This window comes from Arcobacter roscoffensis, from assembly GCF_024267655.1.
Taxonomy (GTDB): domain Bacteria; phylum Campylobacterota; class Campylobacteria; order Campylobacterales; family Arcobacteraceae; genus Arcobacter_B; species Arcobacter_B roscoffensis.
Genome location: NZ_CP100595.1, coordinates 275,550 through 299,271, shown reverse-complemented (window position 1 = coordinate 299,271; position 23,722 = coordinate 275,550). Strand labels below are relative to the sequence as shown.

16 protein-coding genes and 5 rRNA genes are annotated in these 23,722 nt (G+C 32.6%); 4 read left to right on the top strand and 17 right to left on the bottom strand.

Going from position 1 to position 23,722, the window contains the following annotated elements; all coding sequences use genetic code 11:
* Window positions 1-53: 53 nt before the first annotated feature.
* The 9 genes from argS to NJU99_RS01445 form a co-directional block, all read right to left on the bottom strand.
* The gene (gene argS / locus NJU99_RS01485; protein ID WP_254576963.1) at window positions 54-1,643 is read right to left on the bottom strand and encodes an arginine--tRNA ligase; all 1,590 of its coding nucleotides are present in this window, start codon (window positions 1,641-1,643) and stop codon (window positions 54-56) included.
* A gap of 9 nt (window positions 1,644-1,652) precedes the next feature.
* The gene (locus tag NJU99_RS01480; protein WP_254576962.1) at window positions 1,653-1,883 is read right to left on the bottom strand and encodes a Sec-independent protein translocase subunit TatA/TatB; all 231 of its coding nucleotides are present in this window, start codon (window positions 1,881-1,883) and stop codon (window positions 1,653-1,655) included.
* 90 nt (window positions 1,884-1,973) lie between these two features.
* Entirely contained in the window at window positions 1,974-2,360 is a 387-nt protein-coding gene (locus NJU99_RS01475) for a fluoride efflux transporter FluC (RefSeq protein WP_254576961.1), read from the bottom strand.
* Entirely contained in the window at window positions 2,350-3,036 is a 687-nt protein-coding gene (locus NJU99_RS01470) for a lysophospholipid acyltransferase family protein (protein WP_254576960.1), read from the bottom strand. Before NJU99_RS01470 ends, NJU99_RS01475 begins: the two co-directional genes overlap by 11 nt.
* On the bottom strand, window positions 3,023-4,090 hold the full coding sequence (locus tag NJU99_RS01465) for a hypothetical protein (RefSeq protein WP_254576959.1): 1,068 nt from the start codon (window positions 4,088-4,090) through the stop codon (window positions 3,023-3,025). Before NJU99_RS01465 ends, NJU99_RS01470 begins: the two co-directional genes overlap by 14 nt.
* Before the next feature lie 40 nt (window positions 4,091-4,130).
* Window positions 4,131-4,802 carry a phosphoribosylformylglycinamidine synthase I gene (gene purQ / locus NJU99_RS01460; RefSeq protein ID WP_254576958.1) on the bottom strand — a complete coding sequence of 224 codons (672 nt, stop codon included), beginning with the start codon at window positions 4,800-4,802 and terminating at the stop codon, window positions 4,131-4,133.
* Between the two features lies 1 nt (window position 4,803).
* On the bottom strand, window positions 4,804-5,049 hold the full coding sequence (gene purS / locus NJU99_RS01455; RefSeq protein WP_254576957.1) for a phosphoribosylformylglycinamidine synthase subunit PurS: 246 nt from the start codon (window positions 5,047-5,049) through the stop codon (window positions 4,804-4,806).
* A 68-nt stretch (window positions 5,050-5,117) separates the two neighbouring features.
* Window positions 5,118-6,071 carry a phosphoribosylaminoimidazolesuccinocarboxamide synthase gene (locus tag NJU99_RS01450; protein ID WP_254576956.1) on the bottom strand — a complete coding sequence of 318 codons (954 nt, stop codon included), beginning with the start codon at window positions 6,069-6,071 and terminating at the stop codon, window positions 5,118-5,120.
* A 34-nt stretch (window positions 6,072-6,105) separates the two neighbouring features.
* Window positions 6,106-7,407: a S41 family peptidase gene (locus NJU99_RS01445; protein WP_254576955.1), complete on the bottom strand. Its 1,302-nt coding sequence runs from the start codon at window positions 7,405-7,407 to the stop codon at window positions 6,106-6,108.
* A 113-nt stretch (window positions 7,408-7,520) separates the two neighbouring features.
* Here NJU99_RS01445 and NJU99_RS01440 point away from each other — a divergent pair, with 113 nt between their 5' ends.
* Both NJU99_RS01440 and NJU99_RS01435 read left to right on the top strand, forming a co-directional pair.
* A complete protein-coding gene (locus tag NJU99_RS01440) occupies window positions 7,521-8,090 on the top strand; it encodes a hypothetical protein (RefSeq protein WP_254576954.1) in 570 nt (189 codons plus the stop codon).
* A gap of 8 nt (window positions 8,091-8,098) precedes the next feature.
* Window positions 8,099-9,082: a hypothetical protein gene (locus NJU99_RS01435; RefSeq protein WP_254576953.1), complete on the top strand. Its 984-nt coding sequence runs from the start codon at window positions 8,099-8,101 to the stop codon at window positions 9,080-9,082.
* Window positions 9,083-9,101: 19 nt separating this feature from the next.
* Here the strand turns inward: NJU99_RS01435 and NJU99_RS01430 are convergent, their stop codons facing one another.
* Together NJU99_RS01430 and dksA are read right to left on the bottom strand one after the other, a co-directional pair.
* Window positions 9,102-10,100 (bottom strand): tRNA pseudouridine(13) synthase TruD, encoded by a 999-nt coding sequence (locus NJU99_RS01430; RefSeq protein WP_254576952.1) that lies wholly within the window; start codon window positions 10,098-10,100, stop codon window positions 9,102-9,104.
* A 1-nt stretch (window position 10,101) separates the two neighbouring features.
* Window positions 10,102-10,467 carry an RNA polymerase-binding protein DksA gene (gene dksA / locus NJU99_RS01425; RefSeq protein ID WP_254576951.1) on the bottom strand — a complete coding sequence of 122 codons (366 nt, stop codon included), beginning with the start codon at window positions 10,465-10,467 and terminating at the stop codon, window positions 10,102-10,104.
* 110 nt (window positions 10,468-10,577) lie between these two features.
* Between dksA and NJU99_RS01420 the strand changes: the two genes are divergently transcribed.
* Entirely contained in the window at window positions 10,578-10,925 is a 348-nt protein-coding gene (locus tag NJU99_RS01420) for a nucleotide pyrophosphohydrolase (RefSeq protein ID WP_254576950.1), read from the top strand.
* Here the strand turns inward: NJU99_RS01420 and NJU99_RS01415 are convergent.
* A complete protein-coding gene (locus tag NJU99_RS01415; protein WP_254576949.1) occupies window positions 10,922-13,696 on the bottom strand; it encodes a DEAD/DEAH box helicase in 2,775 nt (924 codons plus the stop codon). The genes NJU99_RS01420 and NJU99_RS01415 overlap by 4 nt on opposite strands.
* A 66-nt stretch (window positions 13,697-13,762) precedes the next feature.
* Here NJU99_RS01415 and NJU99_RS01410 point away from each other — a divergent pair, with 66 nt between their 5' ends.
* Window positions 13,763-14,467, top strand: coding sequence for a hypothetical protein (locus NJU99_RS01410; protein ID WP_254576948.1), 705 nt, complete (start codon window positions 13,763-13,765; stop codon window positions 14,465-14,467).
* A 152-nt stretch (window positions 14,468-14,619) separates the two neighbouring features.
* On the opposite strand, the gene rrf (NJU99_RS01405) is transcribed toward NJU99_RS01410, so the two are convergent.
* The 5 genes from rrf (NJU99_RS01405) to NJU99_RS01385 form a co-directional block, all read right to left on the bottom strand.
* Window positions 14,620-14,735 (bottom strand): 5S ribosomal RNA (gene rrf / locus NJU99_RS01405).
* 149 nt (window positions 14,736-14,884) lie between these two features.
* Window positions 14,885-17,799: ribosomal RNA gene (locus NJU99_RS01400) — 23S ribosomal RNA — on the bottom strand.
* A 338-nt stretch (window positions 17,800-18,137) separates the two neighbouring features.
* A 16S ribosomal RNA gene (locus tag NJU99_RS01395) occupies window positions 18,138-19,654 on the bottom strand.
* Window positions 19,655-20,508: 854 nt separating this feature from the next.
* Window positions 20,509-20,624: ribosomal RNA gene (gene rrf / locus NJU99_RS01390) — 5S ribosomal RNA — on the bottom strand.
* A gap of 149 nt (window positions 20,625-20,773) precedes the next feature.
* Window positions 20,774-23,688: ribosomal RNA gene (locus NJU99_RS01385) — 23S ribosomal RNA — on the bottom strand.
* Together the 16S, 23S and 5S rRNA genes form the textbook arrangement of a ribosomal RNA operon.
* Window positions 23,689-23,722: the final 34 nt, after the last annotated feature.

Genomic DNA, 23,722 nt, shown 5'->3' with positions numbered 1-23,722 from the left:
TGTAGCTATTGCAATACCAATAACTAAAGCAAAAATAACTAAAAACCATTTCATTACATAATCTCCTTAGCTTTTATTCCTAATAAAGACAATCCAACTTTAATACTTAACGCAGCCATTGATAATACTTTTAAATAAGCATTCTGATCATCTACACCAACTACTTTATTGTCATTGTAGAATCTATGTACAGATGAAGCTAAAGAGTATAAATAATCTGTTACTTTTTGCATGTCTCTTTTTGTAAATGCTTCTTCTAATATAGACTCTAATAATAGCGATTCATAAATTAAATTTAATCCATCTTGATTTAAATTATCAAATTTCTCATTTTGTACATCTGATATATTAAGTTCTGCTTTTTTAAATACTTGATTTATTCTAGCATGTGCATAATTGATATAAAAAATAGGATTCGTTGAGTCTTGATTTTTTAAAGTATCAATATCAAAATCCAAATGAGTATCACTTTTTTTAGTTAAGAAAATAAACCTTAAAGCATCAGGTCCAATTTCAGCTGTAATATCTGACATTAAGATCACATTACCAGCTCTTTTGGACATTTTATAAGGTTCACCACCTTTTAAAAGTTGCACCATTTGAGAAAGTAAAACTTCTAATTTACTAGAATCATTTCCTAAAAACTCAATAGCAGCATTTACCCTTTTAATATATCCATGGTGATCTGCACCCCAAATATTGATATATCTATCATAAGATCTATCATATTTGTCTTTATGATAAATAATATCTCCTGCTAAATAAGTAGGAATACCATTGTCTCTTACAACAACTCTATCATTATCATCACCATATTCTGTTGATTTTAGATAAGTTTTTTCGTCTTTATTGTATAAAGATCCATTATTTTCTAGAACTTCTTTAGTTTTATCCCAAGATGAATATAGAGATTTTTCAGACACAAAGTTATTAAACTCAACACCTAAATCTTTTAAGTCCTTTACAATAATATCCATTACTAAATCTTTTGCAAAAAATGCAATCTCTTTATATTTAGACTCATCATAAATAACATCTTTTCCAAACTTCTCAATTACAACTTTAGCAATATCAATTAAGTAATCACCTCTGTAATAAGTTTCAGGATAAGTTACATCTTCTTCAAAAATAAAATCTCTTGCAGCTAATGAAACAGATAGACCTAAAAGATCCATCTGAGCACCGGCATCATTGATATAATACTCAGTAGTTATATCATATCCTAGATAATCACCTACTCTAAAAAGTGTATCTCCAAATACAGCACCTCTTGCATGACCTATATGTAAAGGACCTGTTGGATTTGCTGAAACATACTCTAATAAAATCTTTTCAGTTTTATTATTTGCTTTTGCAAAATCCATTTGCTTATTAAGTGCTTCATCAACTAATGATTCTAAAAAAGATGTTGATAATTTAAAGTTGATAAAACCTTTTACAGCTTCAACTTTTTCAAACATAGAACAACCATCAAATTTACTTGCTAATTCTTGAGCAATTATCATAGGTGATTTTCTAAACTCTTTAGCTAATGAGAATGCAACAGGAGTAGCATAATGACCTAAAGTAATATCTTTGGGTTTTTCTAATACTACTTCTTTCTCTAAAGTTTTTTCAATAAATTCTTTTACTAAATTCTGCAATTTCTTCTCTTATACCGTTTTTGATTCGTTTTTATCTTCTGACTTAGTTTCAGCTTTTTTCTCTAACTCGTCAGCTTTTTTTGTATCTACAACTTGCTCTTCATCTTCTTTTACAGCATTTTTAAAGTTTTTGATTCCTGAACCTAAACCTTTTGCAAGTTCTGGTATTTTTTTACCTCCAAATAGTAGTAAAACTACTAAAGCTATTAAAATCCATTCCATACCACCTGGCATACCCATGAGAAATCCTTATAATTAATTTTTAATTTTTATCAAATATTATATCTTCTTAATCCTTAAAAAAAATGATTTAGAAAAACAATAAAATTTTTACTTAAGAAAGAAATTTAAAAGTTTGTAAGCACTTCCAGCAGCTAATACAGTTCCTAAAAGATTTAAAAACATATTAGAAATTGCTAAAAATATAGAAGTATTAAAAAGAAGATAAGACTCAATTGCAAAAGTTGAATAAGTTGTTAGAGCACCCAAAAATCCTGTAGTTAAAAAAGCTTTTAAACTATCATTAATTGTAAAATAATTAAAATAAGCAAATAGAAGACCTATTAAAAAAGAGCCTACAATATTTACTAAAAGGACACCTACAGGAAACTCTAAAGGAATATATTTATTACTTAGATGAACACTATAAGCTCTAGCAATAGCACCAAGAAATCCCCCCGTGCCAATTGCTAAAATAGTTTGCCAACTAAGAGACATCTTTTTTTAGCTCTTCTTGAAAAACTTCATTCATCTTTATTTCAGTTTGTTCAAACCAATCAGTTTTCTTATCAGCTTGAACTGGGTCTAGATAAACAACTTTTACTATTCCCGGTTGAGCTTCTAGTTTCTTCGAATCTAAAATATCTCTTGTATTAAATAAAAGAACAGGCTGAACTTTTAAACCATGTTTATTTGCAACCATTTTTGCACCTGGTTTAAAAGAAAGCAATTCTTTACCATTTGATCTAGTTCCCTCAGGGAACATAGCAATTGGTCTACCTTTATTTAACCTATCTTTTGTTTCTTTTAAAAGATGAATTATACCTGCTTTATTTTCTCTATCAATACTAATCATTCTAGGAGCTTTTATAATATGTCCAAAAAAGAAAAGATCAGAAATCTCTTTTTTTGCAACCCAAGCTAAATCTCTTGAATGAATATATTCCATAACAATAATATCAAGTAAAGATTGGTGATTTAACATCACCATATCACAAGATTCGTCAAGTTTTCCATGCTCTTCAAGTTTAATACCTAAAAACCACATTTGAAGTTTCATCCAAACTTTTATTACTTTATGAGTGTGATTTCTAAACATATACATAGCTAAAACTGTAATTGCTACAGTAATTGAAAATTGAATTACAATTATTATCCCTCTAATTCTCTTCAAAATTCTCTTCCTTTACCCAACCTATAAATTTTTTGTCTATACCCATGATTTTTATAAAATCACTTTTTTCATTTAAAACTTCTACTTTTTGTTTTTCATTAAGTTTAAAGAAAATTGTAGAGTTTTTTGTAGGTAAGATATAAATAAATGTATCTTTTTTTACAATACCTTTTTTATTTGGCATTAAATAAATTGAAGTGATTATAAATAAGATAATTGTAATAAATAAAAATATCTTTTTTCTTTTTAAAATATATATGATTAAAAATACAATAAATAAAGCAGCAACTGCCATTTTTTTATATTTCTCAAAACTTGAATCATTTGGATTTAAATCTGTTTGAGTGCTTACTAATTCATTCTGTAAAATGAGAGGAACAGTTATAGTTTCTAAACTTTTAGTACTTGTATTATAATAGTTAAAAACCACTTTCTTCTTATGAACAGGCATTACAAAATAGTATATAAGATTTTGCTTTGGATAGTTATCTGTTAACTTTGATATGCCTTGTTCTTCTATACCTTGTAGATTAAAATTTTCTAAGTTAGAACCAATAGCATCAATATCTATAATAGTTAAAGACTCTTTGTTATTATACTGCTTTGTTTTATATGCTTTTAGTTTTAAATCTTTTGCAATAATATTAGTAAATCTTTTATCACCCTTTGCAATATCTGAATAGCTAATATTAATTGCCCCTAAAACACTTCTATCTATTAAGTTTCCATTTTTTAATAATTGTACATTAAAACTCGGTATTTTAAAATTTGCATTTGAAGCTTTAAAATGAAAAGAGTTTTCATATACATTTGAGCTTATTTTTTTCCATTGATTTGAGGGGTTTAAGGCTTTTATATTTCCACCATTAAAAGTTGTATTTATTTCATCAAAATATTTAGTTGTAATAAGTGCTTTAACTACAACTTCAAATCTTTGATCTTTATAAACATTTTTAGGAACACTTTTATAAGATAAGTACAGGTTTTTCGCAGCAAATAAGTTAAGACAAAATAGTAAGTTTGTTAATATAAGTGTAGTTATTATTTTTTTCATAATTACTTTTATATCTAAGAAGATAGATTACTCTATCTTCTTATTGTAAAAACCCTTTTAACATTTTTACTCCGTCATCACAACCAAGTAAATCTTCCATAGCTCTTTCAGGGTGAGGCATTAATCCAAATACATTTTTTGATTCATTACAAATACCTGCAATATTAGCAACTGAACCATTTATATTCATATCTTGACCATTTTCATCACAATATTTTAAAAGAATTTGTCCATTTTCTTCTAATTTTGATAAACCTTTTGCATCAATAAAGTAGTTACCATCATGGTGTGCCACAGGAATATTTACTACTTCATCTTTTTTCATTAAAGATAAAAAGTTATTGTCATTATCAACAACTCTTAAATGATTAAATTTAGAAATAAAATGTAAAGAATCATTTCTTTTCATAGCACCTGGTAATAAACCAGCTTCTAATAAAATTTGGAAACCATTACAAATTCCTAAAATTTTACCACCTTTAGCAGCATAATTTTGAACAGAATCCATAATATTTGCAAATCTAGCAATAGCACCTGATCTTAAGTAATCCCCATAAGAAAATCCACCAGGAATAACTAAAAGATCAGTATCTTCTGGTATTTTTTTATCTTTATGCCAAACAATCTCAACTTGCGCACCTAATTTCTCAAAAGCGTATTGAGTATCATATTCACAGTTTGTTCCTGGAAATTGTAATACTGATATTTTCATATTAACCTACTAATTCTATTTGGTAATCTTCAATAACAGTGTTAGCAAGAAGCTTTTCACACATTTTTACTACTTCTTCTCTTGCTTCATCTTCATTAGTAGAGTTTAATTCAATAATAATTTGTTTACCAATTCTTACATCATTTACTACTTCTTTAAATCCTAAAGTATCTAATGCGTGATGAGTTGCCTTACCTTGATCGTCTAATACACCTTGCTTTAATGCTACATTTACAATTGCTTTCATATATTCCCTTCTCTTTAATATTTTTGCGATTATATCTAAATTTCTCTCTTTATCTACTTTAGAGAGTTTTATTTACCTAAATTATTTTGAATAGTTGTATAACCATTTAAGATTTTATCTTTAATTTCTTGAGGTACAACTACATCTAACTTTTCACCAGCTTTTAAAGTCTTTGCTTTTTCTTTCCAATTATCAGCTTTACCAAAATCTCTTAAAATTTGTTTATCCATTGAGATATAATTAGCTACATCAAAATCAGATTTTGAAATAAATCTAGAACTTTCAGGAGTTAAAACTTCATCACCTAATAACCATTCATCATTTGAATTTACAAATACTTCAAATTTAGTATCAACAACAATAATTCCATTATCTAATGCAAATTTAGAAAACTCTTTAAATAAGTTTTCTAAACTATTAATTATCTCAGGGAACTTTTCTCTTACAGTTAATGAATTTAAAGGAATATCTTTTACACCTTTAGTTGTTGGTGTGAAAATAGGATTTTCAAATTTATGCCACTGTGGTAAATCAGAAGAAAGTTCTAAACCATATGGGTCTCTTCCATTTTGACAAGCTTCAAATAATGAACCTGTTAAATAGTTTCTAAAAATAAACTCAAATTGTACAATATCACCTTCAATTTCAGCTTCTAATGGTTTACATAACTCCATTATCTGACATCTTGGTGCTATTTCTAAAGATTGATCAACTTTTTCATTTAAAATTGCAGTTTTAATACCAGCTTTATTTGCAAATAAAGCTCCACTATTAGAAATAGCCGTTTGAGAGATACCTTTTCCTTCAATTTCTAAATTTAATGGAATATCAAATACAGAACATCTATCACTTCTTACTAAAAGAACCTTTGGATCATTTCCTGGACATGTATAAAGGTCAGCATTTTTACCTATATAAAAAAGATTATAACCTAATTCTTCTAATTGAGTAATACCTTTTTGCGACGTTGTTTTTTTTGATTCTGGCCATAGACCAAGTGATATAATATCACTGATTTTCATTAGTTCCCCTTACAATAAGATTATGAATAAGTTTTTACTTATTCATAATGATTAAACTTTTTAAAATACCAATTGATGTATTTAGTTGGTTGTCTTTTGTTATGTCTTCTTTAGAAATGATTTTTTTATCTGATTTCTTTTCTGATTTCTTTACTTCTTTTTTAGAGTCAACTTTTTCAAGTTCACCTTCTAAATGTTTTTTTAAATCAGCTTCTTTTATTTTAAATTCTGAGTTAGTATCTTGTGGAACTTCTCCAGAATAAGCTATTACATCAGGAGTTACACCCGTTGCTTGAATAGTTCTACCACTTGGCAAATAATACTTAGCAATAGTAAGCTTTATATTTTCACTTCTATCATTTGTAATTGGAAGTACTGCTTGAACAGAACCTTTTCCAAATGTCTTTTCACCAATTACAATAGCTCTTTTGTGATCTTGTAATGATCCACTTACAATTTCAGAAGCTGAAGCTGAACCTGCATTTACTAAAACCACTACAGGCTTTTTAGTAATAGTGCTTGATGTTGTAGCAGAAAACTTCTCTTCTGTACTTTCATCTCTACCTTTTTGCGAAACTATAATACCTTTATCAATAAACAAATCAACTGTACCAATTGCTTGTGATAAAAGTCCACCAGGATTGTTTCTTAAATCAAGTACAATTCCATCAATATCTTTATTATTATCTTTAATAGCTTTTTCTAAACCACTTACAACTTTTGAATCAAAACTACTAACTCTTAAATATAGTAGTTTTTCATTTTCAATTTTTTTAGCAAAAACTGATTCAACTTTTATAATATCTCTTGTAATTTTTATTTTTAAAGGTTTATTTTCACCCTCTCTTACAATTGTTAATAGAATGTCAGTTTTTGGTTTTCCTCTCATTAAAGATACTGCTTCATCTAAAGTCATATTTAGCGTTGCATTATTATCAATTTTTAAGATAATGTCAGAGGCTTTTATTCCAGCTTTATATGCAGGAGTATCATCAATTGGAGAAATAACAGTTAAAGCACCTTCTCTCATTCCAACAGTAATACCTAGACCACCAAATTCACCTTTTGTTTGAATACTCATCTCTTTTGAAGATTTTTTATCAAGGAAACTTGAGTGTGCATCTAGCTCTTGCATTAAGCCTTTTAGAGATTTATTTACTATTTCTTGTAATTTAATATCATCAACATAATATTTCTCAACAGTGCCAATAACTTTTGTCATTTTTGACAAAGATTCAAACCTAGTTGGTTCTTGTTCTTCTTGCTCACTGTTTTTAGCAAAAACCGCTTGCGTCAATGTTATTACTAAAGTTGAAGCTAATATTAGTTTTTTCATATACATATAACCTTTAAAATTTATAAAGATAAATTATACAAAAAATTTCATAAAAGTAAGATTTTATCAAAAATTTTGTAATATACATCTATATTATAAAGAGGTTAATAATTATGAGTATGAAAGAAAATGTTGATTTTGTAAAAGGTGAATTAAACAGCGAAGAAAAGTTTCTTGAAGGTACAGTAAAAGTTGAAAGAATTTTCAAGAAATATAAATTCCCAATCATAGTAGCTGTAGTTTTACTAATAGCATTAGCAATAGGTTATAATGTAAAAAGCTACATGGATGAACAAAATTCAATAAAGGCAAATAAAGCCTTTGAAACTGTTCTACAAAATCCAAAAGACACAGAGGCATTGGCAGTTCTAAAAGAGACTAATGAAAAACTTTACCAAGTTGCATCTTATATAAATGGAAATAAAGATGGTATCAATGTTAAATATCTAAAAGAGTTAGTTGCCTATGACAAAGCATTAAATGAAAATAGTGTTGAAAAACTAAATGATTTATCAATGCAAAATGATTTTCTATTAAAAGAGTTTGCAATATTTAATAAAGCATTATTACTTGCAAATGAGGGAAAATATGAAGAAGCAAAAACTGCTTTAAAATTAATTCCAGATAGTTCAAAAGCTACAGAGCTTGCTAAGCTACTTAATCACTATTTAGCAACAAAATAAGGATAAATATGAAATATATTTTAACTTCGCTTTTAGCTGTAATTTTATTTACAGCTTGTTCATCAAAAAAATATTTTGAACCAGAAGATGTTGAAAATGATCTAGAAGTACAAGCTTCTTCTTTACCATCATCTATAAAATCTATGAATAGAGTTGGAGCAACGCTAGAATCAAATGAAGTTATAACAAGATATGGTTTATCAGATTTTCAATTACCAGAAAACTTTGAATTCCTAAATCTATCAATTGATGGAAAAGTAATTGCATCAAACAAAAAAGATAAAATCTTAATTGGTGATGAAGAACTAATTTTAGACAATGTTGTAATTGCAGCATCACTTAAAGATGATAAACTAGCACTAATCTACTCTGATAACTCAATAGAGCTTTTAAATGTTAAAACTAAAAAAACTCTATTTAAAGACTACTTATCAGAATCATTAGCAAATGATACAAGGGTTGTTAATCCTTACTTTATGGGAAATCTAATTTTATTTCCTACTTTAAATGGAAAAGTAATTATCGTATCTACAATTAGCAATGATTCAGTAAAAAATATTTCTGTTGATCCAAAAGGACAATTTAATAATATTATCTTTTTAGATGTAGATAAGCCATCTCAAACACTAATAACAGCAACTGCTAATAAAGTAGTTTCTATTTCAACAAAAGAAATTCTTTCAAAAGATTATGAAATTAGAGATATTATATTAAAAGATGAATATGTTTACATTGCAACAATTGATGGGCAGTTAATCAAACTAGCTTTAGATTTAAAAGAAGTATCAAAAAAGAAATTTAAATACTCTAAAATCCATGCATTATCTTTTACAAACGCATTATATGCTATTGAATCTCAAGGTTATGCTATTAAATTAAATGAAGACTTTACAAGAAGTGAAGTTTTAGAATTTGATTTTGATAACGAAGAAAGAATGATAGTTTTAGATAACAAAATCTATTTCGATGATAAATTCATCACACTTCCATAAATAGTGTTTTAAGCACTATTTATGAAAAATTCTTATTAGCTAAATACTCAACTAAAACTGTTGCATAAGAGCCTTTAGGTAGGCTAAATTCTAAATTACAAACCTTCTTATCATTATCATATTTACATACAATATCTTTTGGAAAAACTATAGCTTCTCGTCTATAACCTTTTTCTTGTATATATGTATCGTCAAACTTTTCTTCAATTTGTCTTGCTTCACCAACTGCTCTAAAAACCTTTCTTCCTGGAAGTAAACCAGTTGGAACAATCGACTTAATTGAAACACTATCTTCAATAGATTTTGTAATTATTTTAGGAGTAATATATTTTTGTTTTTTAATATCTAAAAAAACATCTCCATTTATCAAGTCAAAATTCGTTGTTGAAGTTTTTGTTCTATTTACTAGCCATGAATTAAAGAAATTACTTTGATAAGCCATAATAAGCATCTTTGATAATTTCCTATCTTTAATAATTTTATCACCTTCTACAATCTGCTTTGCTTTTTCTAAATTTTCTTCTACATCTCTTCCAAATCTTTGATAACCAAAATAATTAAGAAGCCCCTCTTTTGAAATTTTCTTTAATCTTCTTTGAATATGGTTTAATTCCTCGATACTTGTATTATGAAGATTAATCTTAAACCTATTACCTTTTAAATCACCAATATTTAGTTTTTTACTATGTAAAACTGTATCTAAAATCTCTATTTTTTTATGTTTAAAAAGCTGGATTTTTTTGGAATACTTTTTAGGTATTGACAAGTATTGGCTTGTTGTTGCTTTTTTATCCTTTAAGCCTGCATAACCTATTTCATTTGTATAAATATCTAAATACCTTGCAAAAGTATCAATTAAATCCCATGTGTCTAAATTTACTTTTTTTACTTTTATAATAAGAAAATTTCCACTATTTGAAAATCTTAATGGAAGTTCATTTACAATAAAATCATTCTCATTTTGTACAAATTCAAAATTAAGAACCTTTGCACTATGGTTATATACTCTTTTAATCACTTTAAGAATTCTTCCTTTGTTCAGTTTCATATACTTCTCTACATTCAGTACAATATCTAGCAAATGGTTTAGCTTTTAATCTACCTATTGGTATAGTAATTGAACACATATCACATTTACCGTACTCGTCATTTTTAATTCTTTTTAAAGCATCATCAATTTGCTTTAATTCTTCTAATTGATGATTAGCAATCATTCCCTCAGTAAAAGAATCACTTGCTAATTCAGCATAATCTAAGTCATCATTTATCTCTTGACTTTTTAAACTTTCTATATTTTCTTTGCTTTCATCTATATTTTCAAGAATCTTTTCTCTTCTAACTTCTAAAGCAATTCTAAGCTCTTCAATTTGCTTTTTACTAGCCATGAACTTATTCTCCTTAATTTCGCGCAATTATATACTTTTTAATATATATTATATATAAGAGCACCTATAATACTTGATATTATAAACTACATAAACAGCAAGGGAATAGCATGGATCTAGAAAATCTAAAAAAAATAATATTAAAATTTTCAAATGACAGAAACTGGGATAAACATCACAATCCAAAAAATCTTAGCATGGCACTAAATGTAGAAGCAAGTGAACTCTTAGAAATATTTCAATGGCTAAATCTTGAAGAGTCACAAAACCTAAGCAATGAAAAAAAAGAACATGCAAAGCAAGAGATTGCTGATATTGCAGTTTATTTGATTAGACTATGTATTAAACTTGATATAGATTTAGAAGAAGCAATAATTGAAAAAATGAAACTTAATGAAAAAAAATATCCTTTATTTGATGAAAATAATAATAAGATAACTTATGGTAAGAAAAACTAATCCACAAGTATTGTAAACTCTTCATAAAGCTTAGTAGGCAAAGGCTTTTCAAGTTTTAATTTTAAATCAATTGGTTTTTCATTTTCATAAGAAATTGTATTAGCAAGACCTAAATAAATAAAACTTTGAGTCTTTTTATCTACTTTTGCATATTTTCTAACAAAAATATGCAACTTTACATTAAATTTCTCATTTTGACAAAGTCTTAAACCATCACCTTTTATACTACTATGACTTGGCTTACTAGAATAACTAAATACCTCTTTTGAAATAAAATCATTAACATATTTTTGTGCTTTTTTATATTTTTCTTTATCAATAGTAATAAATAAGAAAAAATCATCTTCAAATTTTAAAAATCCACTTCCTCTAAAAGAAGAGTGAATTTTATTAAAATTACAAAGTTGTGCTATATTTAACATATTATATTTCTCATAAAGTTTTAATGCAGGCAAGCCATAATATTCCAAAGCAAATGTTTTTTCATAATTTATTATTCCATAACTTATGCCTTGTTCTATAAACACTCTTTTATTTTTATCTTTTAATAAATCTTTGAATATTTCAGAACTAGATATATAATCATCTTCAAATTCAATTAATTTTGGATATCTAGATATTTGAGCCTTATCAAAATAGTCTTGTTTTAAAAAATTTATAGCATGGATTAAAGTATTTTTATCTATTTTCTTTTGATATTTTTCTAGCTCAATTTCTAAGTGAGATAAACTTACTTTTTCACTTTTTAATAAAACTCTTAATATTACAAACTCATGAACTCTTTTGATAGGTAATAAATATTCAATAAATCTACAAGTTTTTAAGAAGTTTTCATTTTCACATAAAAGGTTTAAACTATGTTCTCTTTCAACCTTAGATATAAATTCAACATAAGACTTACTCTCACTTACAAATTTCAAAGGATCAACAAACTCATCAAAATTAATATAATCACATAATATTGGGATTTTATTTAGCATTTGTTCTTTAAATTTAAAATATTCATCTTTTAAATATTTCATACTATTAAAATTCTCTTTATTGATTTGCTCTAAAATTCTTCTTTTTGAAATCTTATCAATATTTATAAAAGCATTTTTAAAAGAAGCAAAATCATTTAAAAGTGATAGTTTAATACTTTCTTTATCAATTTTTTTCTTACCAACCATAGCTAAAGCTATCAAAAAAGCTCTTTGATGATTTCCAATAAAATCAATTAAGGTAAGGAACTCTTTATTTTTATATTTACGTAAACCTCTTCCTAATTGTTGTGCAAATACAATAGCAGAGTTAGTTGGTCTTAACATCAAAATTGTATTTATTGAAGGTATATCAACTCCTTCATTAAAAATATCAACACAAAATATAACTTCTAAATCCTCTTTATCATCTTCAAGAAGTTTTATATTTTTTTCTCTTTTCAAAATTGAATCATCACTAGTTAAACTAATACTTTTAATTCCTCTTTTATTAAAAGATTTTTCCATATAATTACAATGTTCTTTAGAAACACAAAAACCTAGTACCTTTCTTTTTTTACCACTGAAACCATAAAAATTCATTTTTTCAATTATAAAATCAACTCTTTTATTTAGCATTAAAAGCTTTGACAAATCTTCAATTTTATTTAATTCAGTATTTGTGTAATCAACACATATATCAGTAACTCCATAGTAATGAAAAGGTGTAATAAGTTTATGTTCTAATGCTTCATTTAATCTAATATCACAAGCTACATTTTCATCAAAATACTCATATATATTTTCCCCATCCATTCTATTAGGTGTGGCAGTAAGTCCTAGCAAAAATTTTGCTTTAAAATACCCAATAATCTTTTTATATGAATTACTACTAATATGATGAGCTTCGTCAACAACAATATAATCAAAACTATTTTCATCAAAATTTTCTAAACTTTGACTAAGTGTTTGCACTGTAGAAAATATAAAATCTTTTTCAAGTTCTTTTTTATTACCTGTGTAAAGTCCCATTGTTTTATTTTTTATAATAGATTCAAAACTTTGTTTAGCTTTAATCAAAATATTTTCTCTGTGAACAATAAATAATAATCTATTTGGATTATATTTTTTTACATCAAAAACGCTCAAGTATGTTTTTCCTGAGCCAGTACTAGCAATTGCAAGAGCTTTAGATTCTCCTTTTTCTCTTAAGTACTCTAATTTCTTTAATGCTTCTGATTGCATTTTATTGGCTTTAATATCTTTTTCAAAAGTAAATTCATTTTTATTTTTGTTTAAATTATAAAATTCTTTGTACTTTTCTAAAAAGTCTTCATTTAAATCGTGAGATTGTTCCCATAATTTATCAAATTGTAAAAATATATCTTTTATATAAGTGTCATCTTTTTTTGTAATTGTTTTACAATTCCATTCAATATTAGATTTAAAAGCACTTGAAGTTAAATTTGCAGAGCCAACAATAACTTCATATTTGTCATTAAATTCAAAAATATAAGCCTTACTATGAAAACCAATTTGCATTATAGTACTATCATAAACTCTCAAATCTATATTATTAAACTCTTTTAATCTCTCTAAAGCAATAGGTTCAGTAAAATTTAAATAAGTAGAAGTTAAAATTTTTCCTTTAATTCCTTTTTTATTTAGTTCTTCAAAACTATCAAGCAAAAGTTGAACACCTGAAAAATTTACAAATGCAACATTAAAAACGAAAAAGTTACATTCATTTAAAAGTTTTGTTATATAATTATAGAAGTTAGAACTATCATCATTTACAATTAATTCATTCAATATTATGTCTTTTTTAATTTTGATTATACGTTAGTTTAACTAAACCATTTTTTAATAAAGAAGAATATGAGCGAAAATAATACAATTTACTATTTACAACACAAAGATATACAAGATAAAGATATTTTGATAAATGAAATATATGCTAACACTGAAAGTAATTATTACTTTAGTGATGATTTTTCAAAAGATTTCTATACAGATTTATGTTATTTTGGATTTATAAGTACTACAATAATTGATAACGACAAACTTTTTTTACTTCCTGAAATACAATTTGAATATGCATTGCTTTACTTTGAAAATTTACATATTAGCAAAAAAGTAAAAAAATTGATCAACAAAAAAGAGTATATATTTGAAGTTGATAGTAATATAAAAGAAGTATTGAATAAATTAGATGAATATCATAATCCTAACTGGTTAATAGGAGATTATAAAAATTTACTTATAGAACTATTTAAAGATGATTCTGAAAGCTTTAAAATTAAAACTTTTTTAGTAAAAGATAAAAAAACAAAAGAGATAATCGCAGGTGAAATAGGATATAAAATAGGAAATACTTACACATCACTTACAGGATTTAGTTCAAAAGAAAAGAAATACAATAATTATGGAACATTACAATTAATATTAACAGCCAAATATCTAGAAAAAGAAAACTATAAACTTTGGAATTTAGGACATCCATATATGGAATATAAATACGCAATAGGAGCGAAGAGATATAGAAGAGAAGAGTTCTTAGAGCGATGGTACAGTTGCATGTAAAGTAAATAAGAAAGTAATAGGAAGAAGAATAAAAGAATATGTAAAATAAAAATAGAAGAATGGGGGCTAAAAAATTCAGCTAAAAAAAAGCTTCTATCTAAAGGAACTTTAGAGAAGTTCAAATAGATAAAAGCTTAATAAATATACTCAAGAGCTGGCAGCGGCCTACGTTTCCACAAGTGAAACCTGCAGTATTATCAGCGATGAAGTGCTTGACTTCCAGGTTCGGAATGGGGCTGGGTATTTCCACTTCTCTGTAACCACCAGCAATATGAGTATAAAAAGTTCTAAATAAACTCTTTATACTCACATTAGGTAATGAGTGTAAAGATAATGTTAAAGTCTTAATGAATGAAACAATTCACACATTTATCAAGTATGCATATACTTAATAAGATAGTAAACCAAGAAATATATTAAAAAAAGCCAAACGATCTATTAGTACTAGTCAGCTAAACGTCTTACAACGCTTACACACCTAGCCTATCAACCAGCTAGTCTTGCTGGGATCTTCAGGGAAAGTTCATCTTGAAGTTGGCTTCGAGCTTAGATGCTTTCAGCTCTTATCACATCCGTACATAGCTACCCAACGATGCCCTTGGCAGAACAATTGGTACACTAGTGGTACGTTCATCCCGGTCCTCTCGTACTAGGGACAAATCTCCTCAACTTTCCTACGCCCACGGAAGATAGGGACCGAACTGTCTCACGACGTTCTGAACCCAGCTCGCGTACCGCTTTAAATGGCGAACAGCCATACCCTTGGGACCTGCTCCAGCCCCAGGATGCGATGAGCCGACATCGAGGTGCCAAACCTCCCCGTCGATGTGAGCTCTTGGGGGAGATCAGCCTGTTATCCCCGGCGTACCTTTTATCCTTTGAGCGATGGCCCTTCCACACAGAACCACCGGATCACTATGACCGACTTTCGTCTCTGTTCGACTTGTATGTCTCACAGTCAAGCTAGTTTATGCCATTATACTCAACTGGCGATTTCCATCCGCCATGAACTAACCTTTGTAAGCCTCCGTTACTTTTTAGGAGGCGACCGCCCCAGTCAAACTACCCACCAGACATTGTCCTAGTAGAGGATAACTCTACGTAGTTAGTAACTCAAATATTCAAGGGTGGTATCTCAAGGATGGCTCATCATATACTGGCGTCTATGAATCAAAGCCTCCCACCTATCCTGCACAAGAATATCCAAGCTACAGTGTCAAGCTGTAGTAAAGGTGCACGGGGTCTTTCCGTCTTTCCGCGGGTAGGAGGAATTTTCACCTCCACTACAATTTCACTGGATCCCTGGTTGAGACAGCTCCCATCTCGTTACGCCATTCATGCAGGTCGGTATTTAACCGACAAGGAATTTCGCTACCTTAGGACCGTTATAGTTACGGCCGCCGTTTACTCGGGCTTCGATCAAATGCTTCGATAAATCTAACATCATCAATTAACCTTCGAGCACCGGGCAGGCGTCACACCTTATACATCCACTTACGTGTTAGCAAAGTGCTGTGTTTTTGGTAAACAGTCGGGAGGGACTCTTTGTTGCAACCTCTTTAGCTTTCGAGAGTAAATCTCTATACCAAAGTAGGCACACCTTATACCGAAGATACGGTGCTAGTTTGCAGAGTTCCTTAACCAGGGTTCTTCCACGCGCCTTAGAATACTCATCCCACCCACCTGTGTCGGTTTACGGTACGGGCAACAAATAATATACTTAGTGGCTTTTCTTGGCACGACAGTATCATCGATTCTCTATCTCCTCCGAAGAGTGTCAAGAGCCTGTAAGATCTCGGCCTAATGTAACCCGGATTTGCCTAAGTTACAGCCTACGTCCTTCGACCCACTATTCCATCAGTGAGCTCGATTAACTCTATGCGTCCCCACATCGCGCTTATTTGTTGGTATTGAAATATTAATCAATTTGCCATCGTCTACCCCTCTCGGACTCGACTTAGGTCCCGACTAACCCTACGATGACGAGCATCGCGTAGGAAACCTTGGGTTTTCGGCGAAGAGGATTCTCACCTCTTTTATCGCTACTCATGCCTGCATGCTCACTTCTATCCGCTCCAGCGCTCCTTGCCGGTACACCTTCAACGCTGAATAGAACGCTCTCCTACCACTCAGATAAATCTGAGTCTAAAGCTTCGGTGCATATCTTAGCCCCGTTATATTTTCCGCGCAGAATCACTAGACCAGTGAGCTGTTACGCTTTCTTTAAAGGATGGCTGCTTCTAAGCCAACCTCCTGGTTGTCACAGTAACTCCACATCGTTTTCCACTTAGATATGACTTTGGGACCTTAGCTGTTAGTCTGGGTTGTTCCCCTCTCGACATAGGATTTTATCACCCTACGCCTGACTCCTGTGATTACACATATAGTATTCATAGTTTGATAGGGTTTGGTACCGCGGTAAGCAGCCCTAGCCCATTCAGTGCTCTACCCCTATATGCTACTACACAAGGCTATACCTAAATATATTTCGGAGAGAACCAGCTATCACGAAGTTTGATTGGCCTTTCACCCCTATCCACAAGTCATCCGAGGACTTTTCAACGCCCACCGGTTCGGTCCTCCACTGGCTCTTACACCAGCTTCAACCTGCTCATGGATAGATCACTTCGTTTCGGGTCTGCAGCATCTGACTAATTCGCCCTATTAAGACTCGCTTTCGCTACGGCTTCGTACTTGACTTAACCTTGCCAGACACCACAACTCGCAGGCTCATTATGCAAAAGGCAGTCCGTCACCCTGATAAATCATAGGGCTCCGAATGATTGTAAGCTAATGGTTTCAGGTTCTATTTCACTCTCCTCACTGGAGTACTTTTCACCTTTCCCTCACGGTACTTGTTCACTATCGATCTGTAAGTAGTATTTAGGATTAGAGGGTGGTCCCCCTAGATTCAGTCAAAATATCACGTGTTCCGACCTACTCAGGATACCAATAAAGTCATTGAAGATTTTAAGTACAGGAGTATCACCTTCTATGCTATAGCTTTCCAACTATTTCCTCTATCTTCTTTGATCTTATATCTTGGTCCTACAACCCCCTATGCAAGCATAGGGTTTGTCCTAATCCGCGTTCGCTCGCCGCTACTAACGGAATCTCATTTGATTTCTCTTCCTCCGGTTACTGAGATGTTTCACTTCACCGGGTTCGCCCACTTTGCAGTGTAATATATATCTCTATATACTGGGTTGTCCCATTCGGAAATCTACGGATCAAAACTTCTTGACAGTTCCCCGTAGCTTATCGCAGTCTAGTACGTCCTTCATCGCCTCTTACAGTCTAGGCATCCACCATTAGCCCTTAATAGCTTATTTTTTATGTTGATAAAGTAATTTACATTACTTCACCGTTTGAATAATTATTCCTTGGCTACTATCTTATTAAATATATTACTATATTCAATAAAAAAGTTGTGTTTTAAAAATTGTTTCTTATTTTAGTTCATATTTAAACTTTCATTTAAATATTCGCTAGAAAAATTTTAAGACTTTAACATTATGTTTTTAAATATCATATCCTTTATTATCAAATAAAGAATGTTTAAAGATTATAAATAATCTTTATAAACCGAATATAGAAAAGGTCGATATTCCCTTTTTTTACTAACTTTGTTAGTTTCTGAGATAAGAATCGAATCTTATCTCTTTCTCTGAAAGGAGGTGATCCAACCGCAGGTTCTCCTACGGTTACCTTGTTACGACTTCACCCCAGTTACTGAATCCACTGTGGAGGGTAGCTACTTTAGCATTCCCGCTTCGAATGAGTTCAATTCCCATGGTGTGACGGGCGGTGAGTACAAGACCCGGGAACGTATTCACCGTAGCATTGCTGATCTACGATTACTAGCGATTCCAACTTCAAGTAGTCGAGTTGCAGACTACTATCCGAACTGGGAGATATTTTTGAGATTTGCTCCACGTCACCGTATCGCTGCTCTTTGTATACCCCATTGTAGCACGTGTGTAGCCCTGGACGTAAGGGCCATGATGACTTGACGTCGTCCTCACCTTCCTCCTGGTTACCCAGGCAGTCTCGTTAGAGTTCTCAGCCGAACTGTTAGCAACTAACGACGAGGGTTGCGCTCGTTGCGGGACTTAACCCAACATCTCACGACACGAGCTGACGACAGCCGTGCAGCACCTGTATATAAGCTTCTGCAAGCAGACACCTCATAATCTCTTATAAGTTCTTACTATGTCAAGTCCAGGTAAGGTTCTTCGCGTATCGTCGAATTAAACCACATGCTCCACCGCTTGTGCGGGTCCCCGTCTATTCCTTTGAGTTTTAATCTTGCGACCGTACTCCCCAGGCGGTACACTTAATGTGTTTACTGCATTACTGCAAGGTCTAGCCTCACAACAACTAGTGTACATCGTTTAGGGCGTGGACTACCAGGGTATCTAATCCTGTTTGCTCCCCACGCTTTCGCGTCTCAGCGTCAATAATGTTCCAGTAGATCGCCTTCGCAATCGGTATTCCTTCTGATCTCTACGGATTTTACCCCTACACCAGAAATTCCATCTACCTCTCCCATATTCTAGGTTAACAGTTTTCAAAGCAGTTCTATGGTTGAGCCATAGGATTTCACTTCAAACTTATTAACCCGCCTACACGCTCTTTACGCCCAGTGATTCCGAGTAACGCTTGCGCCCTCCGTATTACCGCGGCTGCTGGCACGGAGTTAGCCGGCGCTTATTCATATAGTACCGTCATTATCTTCCTATATAAAAGGAGTTTACGCACCGAAATGTGTCATCCTCCACGCGGCGTTGCTGCATCAGGGTTTCCCCCATTGTGCAATATTCCCCACTGCTGCCTCCCGTAGGAGTCTGGACCGTGTCTCAGTTCCAGTGTGACTGATCATCCTCTCAAACCAGTTAGGCGTCATTGTCTTGGTGAGCCATTACCTCACCAACTAACTGATACCGTACAGGCCGATCCTAGAGCTATAAATATTTCCCTTGCAGACTTTTGTCTTAAAGGCATATAGAGTCTTAGCATTCGTTTCCAAATGTTATCCTCTTCTCTAGGGCACATTACCTATATATTACTCACCCGTGCGCCACTTAGCTGACAGTTATAGCAAGCTATAACCCGTTCTCGTTCGACTTGCATGTGTTAAGCACGCCGCCAGCGTTCACTCTGAGCCAGGATCAAACTCTCCATAAATGAAGTATTTGAAACTGACAATTTTTGTATTAAATTACAAAATTATCACTCAAAATGCTTTTTACTTTAGTAAAAAACTTAAATAGACAAGAATTGTATTTCTTGTTTTTTATATCGTTTATTCTATATTCGGTTTATAAAAATTACTTCTTATTAACCTTCTGTTTTTAAAGATCATAATCTCTTTTAGAACTTCTTGTCGTTCCTCTGAAATTGGATGGGAATTATAGACAAATATCTCTCGCTTGTCAAGCGATTTTTCTAAATTAAAGCTTAAATTTTACAAATTGTCATTTAATTTAACTATTATTATTAAAGTAATGCATAAACACAATATATATATTGTTTATTAAAATAAATTTAAATTGTTTCTGTTTTATATTTTGAATTATTCTTTAATTTCTTTATAAAAAAAGGCAATTTTTTTACTTTGTTTGTGTTTATTTTTGATTTTTTGAGAATAAGATAGTGATTTCTTTAGAAAATCATAGAAAAGAATTTTCAAATTTGTATTTTTCTCTTTTAATTTATCTATCAAAGTAAAAAACTACTCATTTTTTATTAAAAAAATCTAAGTATTTTTATAAATTTATTCATTGAAAGTAGATAAAAATCTATAAATACTATGTATTTTTAAATAGACTTTCTAGATTTTACATAAGAGAGAAGAGTTCTTAGAGCAATGGCACAGTTGCATGTAAAGTAAATAAGAAAGTAATAGGAAGAAGAATAAAAGAATATGTAAAATAAAAATAGAAGAATGGGGGCTAAAAAATTCAGCTAAAAAAAAAGCTTCTATCTAAAGGAACTTTAGAGAAGTTCAAATAGATAAAAGCTTAATAAATATACTCAAGAGCTGGCAGCGGCCTACGTTTCCACAAGTGAAACCTGCAGTATTATCAGCGATGAAGTGCTTGACTTCCAGGTTCGGAATGGGGCTGGGTATTTCCACTTCTCTGTAACCACCAGCAATATGAGTATAAAAAGTTCTAAATAAACTCTTTATACTCACATTAGGTAATGAGTGTAAAGATAATGTTAAAGTCTTAATGAATGAAACAATTCACACATTTATCAAGTATGCATATACTTAATAAGATAGTAAACCAAGAAATATATTAAAAAAAGCCAAACGATCTATTAGTACTAGTCAGCTAAACGTCTTACAACGCTTACACACCTAGCCTATCAACCAGCTAGTCTTGCTGGGATCTTCAGGGAAAGTTCATCTTGAAGTTGGCTTCGAGCTTAGATGCTTTCAGCTCTTATCACATCCGTACATAGCTACCCAACGATGCCCTTGGCAGAACAATTGGTACACTAGTGGTACGTTCATCCCGGTCCTCTCGTACTAGGGACAAATCTCCTCAACTTTCCTACGCCCACGGAAGATAGGGACCGAACTGTCTCACGACGTTCTGAACCCAGCTCGCGTACCGCTTTAAATGGCGAACAGCCATACCCTTGGGACCTGCTCCAGCCCCAGGATGCGATGAGCCGACATCGAGGTGCCAAACCTCCCCGTCGATGTGAGCTCTTGGGGGAGATCAGCCTGTTATCCCCGGCGTACCTTTTATCCTTTGAGCGATGGCCCTTCCACACAGAACCACCGGATCACTATGACCGACTTTCGTCTCTGTTCGACTTGTATGTCTCACAGTCAAGCTAGTTTATGCCATTATACTCAACTGGCGATTTCCATCCGCCATGAACTAACCTTTGTAAGCCTCCGTTACTTTTTAGGAGGCGACCGCCCCAGTCAAACTACCCACCAGACATTGTCCTAGTAGAGGATAACTCTACGTAGTTAGTAACTCAAATATTCAAGGGTGGTATCTCAAGGATGGCTCATCATATACTGGCGTCTATGAATCAAAGCCTCCCACCTATCCTGCACAAGAATATCCAAGCTACAGTGTCAAGCTGTAGTAAAGGTGCACGGGGTCTTTCCGTCTTTCCGCGGGTAGGAGGAATTTTCACCTCCACTACAATTTCACTGGATCCCTGGTTGAGACAGCTCCCATCTCGTTACGCCATTCATGCAGGTCGGTATTTAACCGACAAGGAATTTCGCTACCTTAGGACCGTTATAGTTACGGCCGCCGTTTACTCGGGCTTCGATCAAATGCTTCGATAAATCTAACATCATCAATTAACCTTCGAGCACCGGGCAGGCGTCACACCTTATACATCCACTTACGTGTTAGCAAAGTGCTGTGTTTTTGGTAAACAGTCGGGAGGGACTCTTTGTTGCAACCTCTTTAGCTTTCGAGAGTAAATCTCTATACCAAAGTAGGCACACCTTATACCGAAGATACGGTGCTAGTTTGCAGAGTTCCTTAACCAGGGTTCTTCCACGCGCCTTAGAATACTCATCCCACCCACCTGTGTCGGTTTACGGTACGGGCAACAAATAATATACTTAGTGGCTTTTCTTGGCACGACAGTATCATCGATTCTCTATCTCCTCCGAAGAGTGTCAAGAGCCTGTAAGATCTCGGCCTAATGTAACCCGGATTTGCCTAAGTTACAGCCTACGTCCTTCGACCCACTATTCCATCAGTGAGCTCGATTAACTCTATGCGTCCCCACATCGCGCTTATTTGTTGGTATTGAAATATTAATCAATTTGCCATCGTCTACCCCTCTCGGACTCGACTTAGGTCCCGACTAACCCTACGATGACGAGCATCGCGTAGGAAACCTTGGGTTTTCGGCGAAGAGGATTCTCACCTCTTTTATCGCTACTCATGCCTGCATGCTCACTTCTATCCGCTCCAGCGCTCCTTGCCGGTACACCTTCAACGCTGAATAGAACGCTCTCCTACCACTCAGATAAATCTGAGTCTAAAGCTTCGGTGCATATCTTAGCCCCGTTATATTTTCCGCGCAGAATCACTAGACCAGTGAGCTGTTACGCTTTCTTTAAAGGATGGCTGCTTCTAAGCCAACCTCCTGGTTGTCACAGTAACTCCACATCGTTTTCCACTTAGATATGACTTTGGGACCTTAGCTGTTAGTCTGGGTTGTTCCCCTCTCGACATAGGATTTTATCACCCTACGCCTGACTCCTGTGATTACACATATAGTATTCATAGTTTGATAGGGTTTGGTACCGCGGTAAGCAGCCCTAGCCCATTCAGTGCTCTACCCCTATATGCTACTACACAAGGCTATACCTAAATATATTTCGGAGAGAACCAGCTATCACGAAGTTTGATTGGCCTTTCACCCCTATCCACAAGTCATCCGAGGACTTTTCAACGCCCACCGGTTCGGTCCTCCACTGGCTCTTACACCAGCTTCAACCTGCTCATGGATAGATCACTTCGTTTCGGGTCTGCAGCATCTGACTAATTCGCCCTATTAAGACTCGCTTTCGCTACGGCTTCGTACTTGACTTAACCTTGCCAGACACCACAACTCGCAGGCTCATTATGCAAAAGGCAGTCCGTCACCCTGATAAATCATAGGGCTCCGAATGATTGTAAGCTAATGGTTTCAGGTTCTATTTCACTCTCCTCACTGGAGTACTTTTCACCTTTCCCTCACGGTACTTGTTCACTATCGATCTGTAAGTAGTATTTAGGATTAGAGGGTGGTCCCCCTAGATTCAGTCAAAATATCACGTGTTCCGACCTACTCAGGATACCAATAAAGTCATTGAAGATTTTAAGTACAGGAGTATCACCTTCTATGCTATAGCTTTCCAACTATTTCCTCTATCTTCTTTGATCTTATATCTTGGTCCTACAACCCCCTATGCAAGCATAGGGTTTGTCCTAATCCGCGTTCGCTCGCCGCTACTAACGGAATCTCATTTGATTTCTCTTCCTCCGGTTACTGAGATGTTTCACTTCACCGGGTTCGCCCACTTTGCAGTGTAATATATATCTCTATATACTGGGTTGTCCCATTCGGAAATCTACGGATCAAAACTTCTTGACAGTTCCCCGTAGCTTATCGCAGTCTAGTACGTCCTTCATCGCCTCTTACAGTCTAGGCATCCACCATTAGCCCTTAATAGCTTATTTTTTATGTTGATAAAGTAATTTACATTACTTCACC

Coding starts and splice junctions, on each gene's coding strand:
- NJU99_RS01440 (WP_254576954.1), top strand. CDS start 7,521: ATGAGTATGAAAGAAAATGTTGATTTTGTAAAAGGTGAATTAAACAGC.
- purS (WP_254576957.1), bottom strand. CDS start 5,049: ATGAAAGCAATTGTAAATGTAGCATTAAAGCAAGGTGTATTAGACGAT.
- NJU99_RS01465 (WP_254576959.1), bottom strand. CDS start 4,090: ATGAAAAAAATAATAACTACACTTATATTAACAAACTTACTATTTTGT.
- NJU99_RS01450 (WP_254576956.1), bottom strand. CDS start 6,071: ATGAAAATCAGTGATATTATATCACTTGGTCTATGGCCAGAATCAAAA.
- NJU99_RS01480 (WP_254576962.1), bottom strand. CDS start 1,883: ATGGGTATGCCAGGTGGTATGGAATGGATTTTAATAGCTTTAGTAGTT.
- dksA (WP_254576951.1), bottom strand. CDS start 10,467: ATGGCTAGTAAAAAGCAAATTGAAGAGCTTAGAATTGCTTTAGAAGTT.
- NJU99_RS01445 (WP_254576955.1), bottom strand. CDS start 7,407: ATGAAAAAACTAATATTAGCTTCAACTTTAGTAATAACATTGACGCAA.
- NJU99_RS01410 (WP_254576948.1), top strand. CDS start 13,763: ATGAGCGAAAATAATACAATTTACTATTTACAACACAAAGATATACAA.
- NJU99_RS01475 (WP_254576961.1), bottom strand. CDS start 2,360: ATGTCTCTTAGTTGGCAAACTATTTTAGCAATTGGCACGGGGGGATTT.
- NJU99_RS01435 (WP_254576953.1), top strand. CDS start 8,099: ATGAAATATATTTTAACTTCGCTTTTAGCTGTAATTTTATTTACAGCT.
- NJU99_RS01420 (WP_254576950.1), top strand. CDS start 10,578: ATGGATCTAGAAAATCTAAAAAAAATAATATTAAAATTTTCAAATGAC.
- purQ (WP_254576958.1), bottom strand. CDS start 4,802: ATGAAAATATCAGTATTACAATTTCCAGGAACAAACTGTGAATATGAT.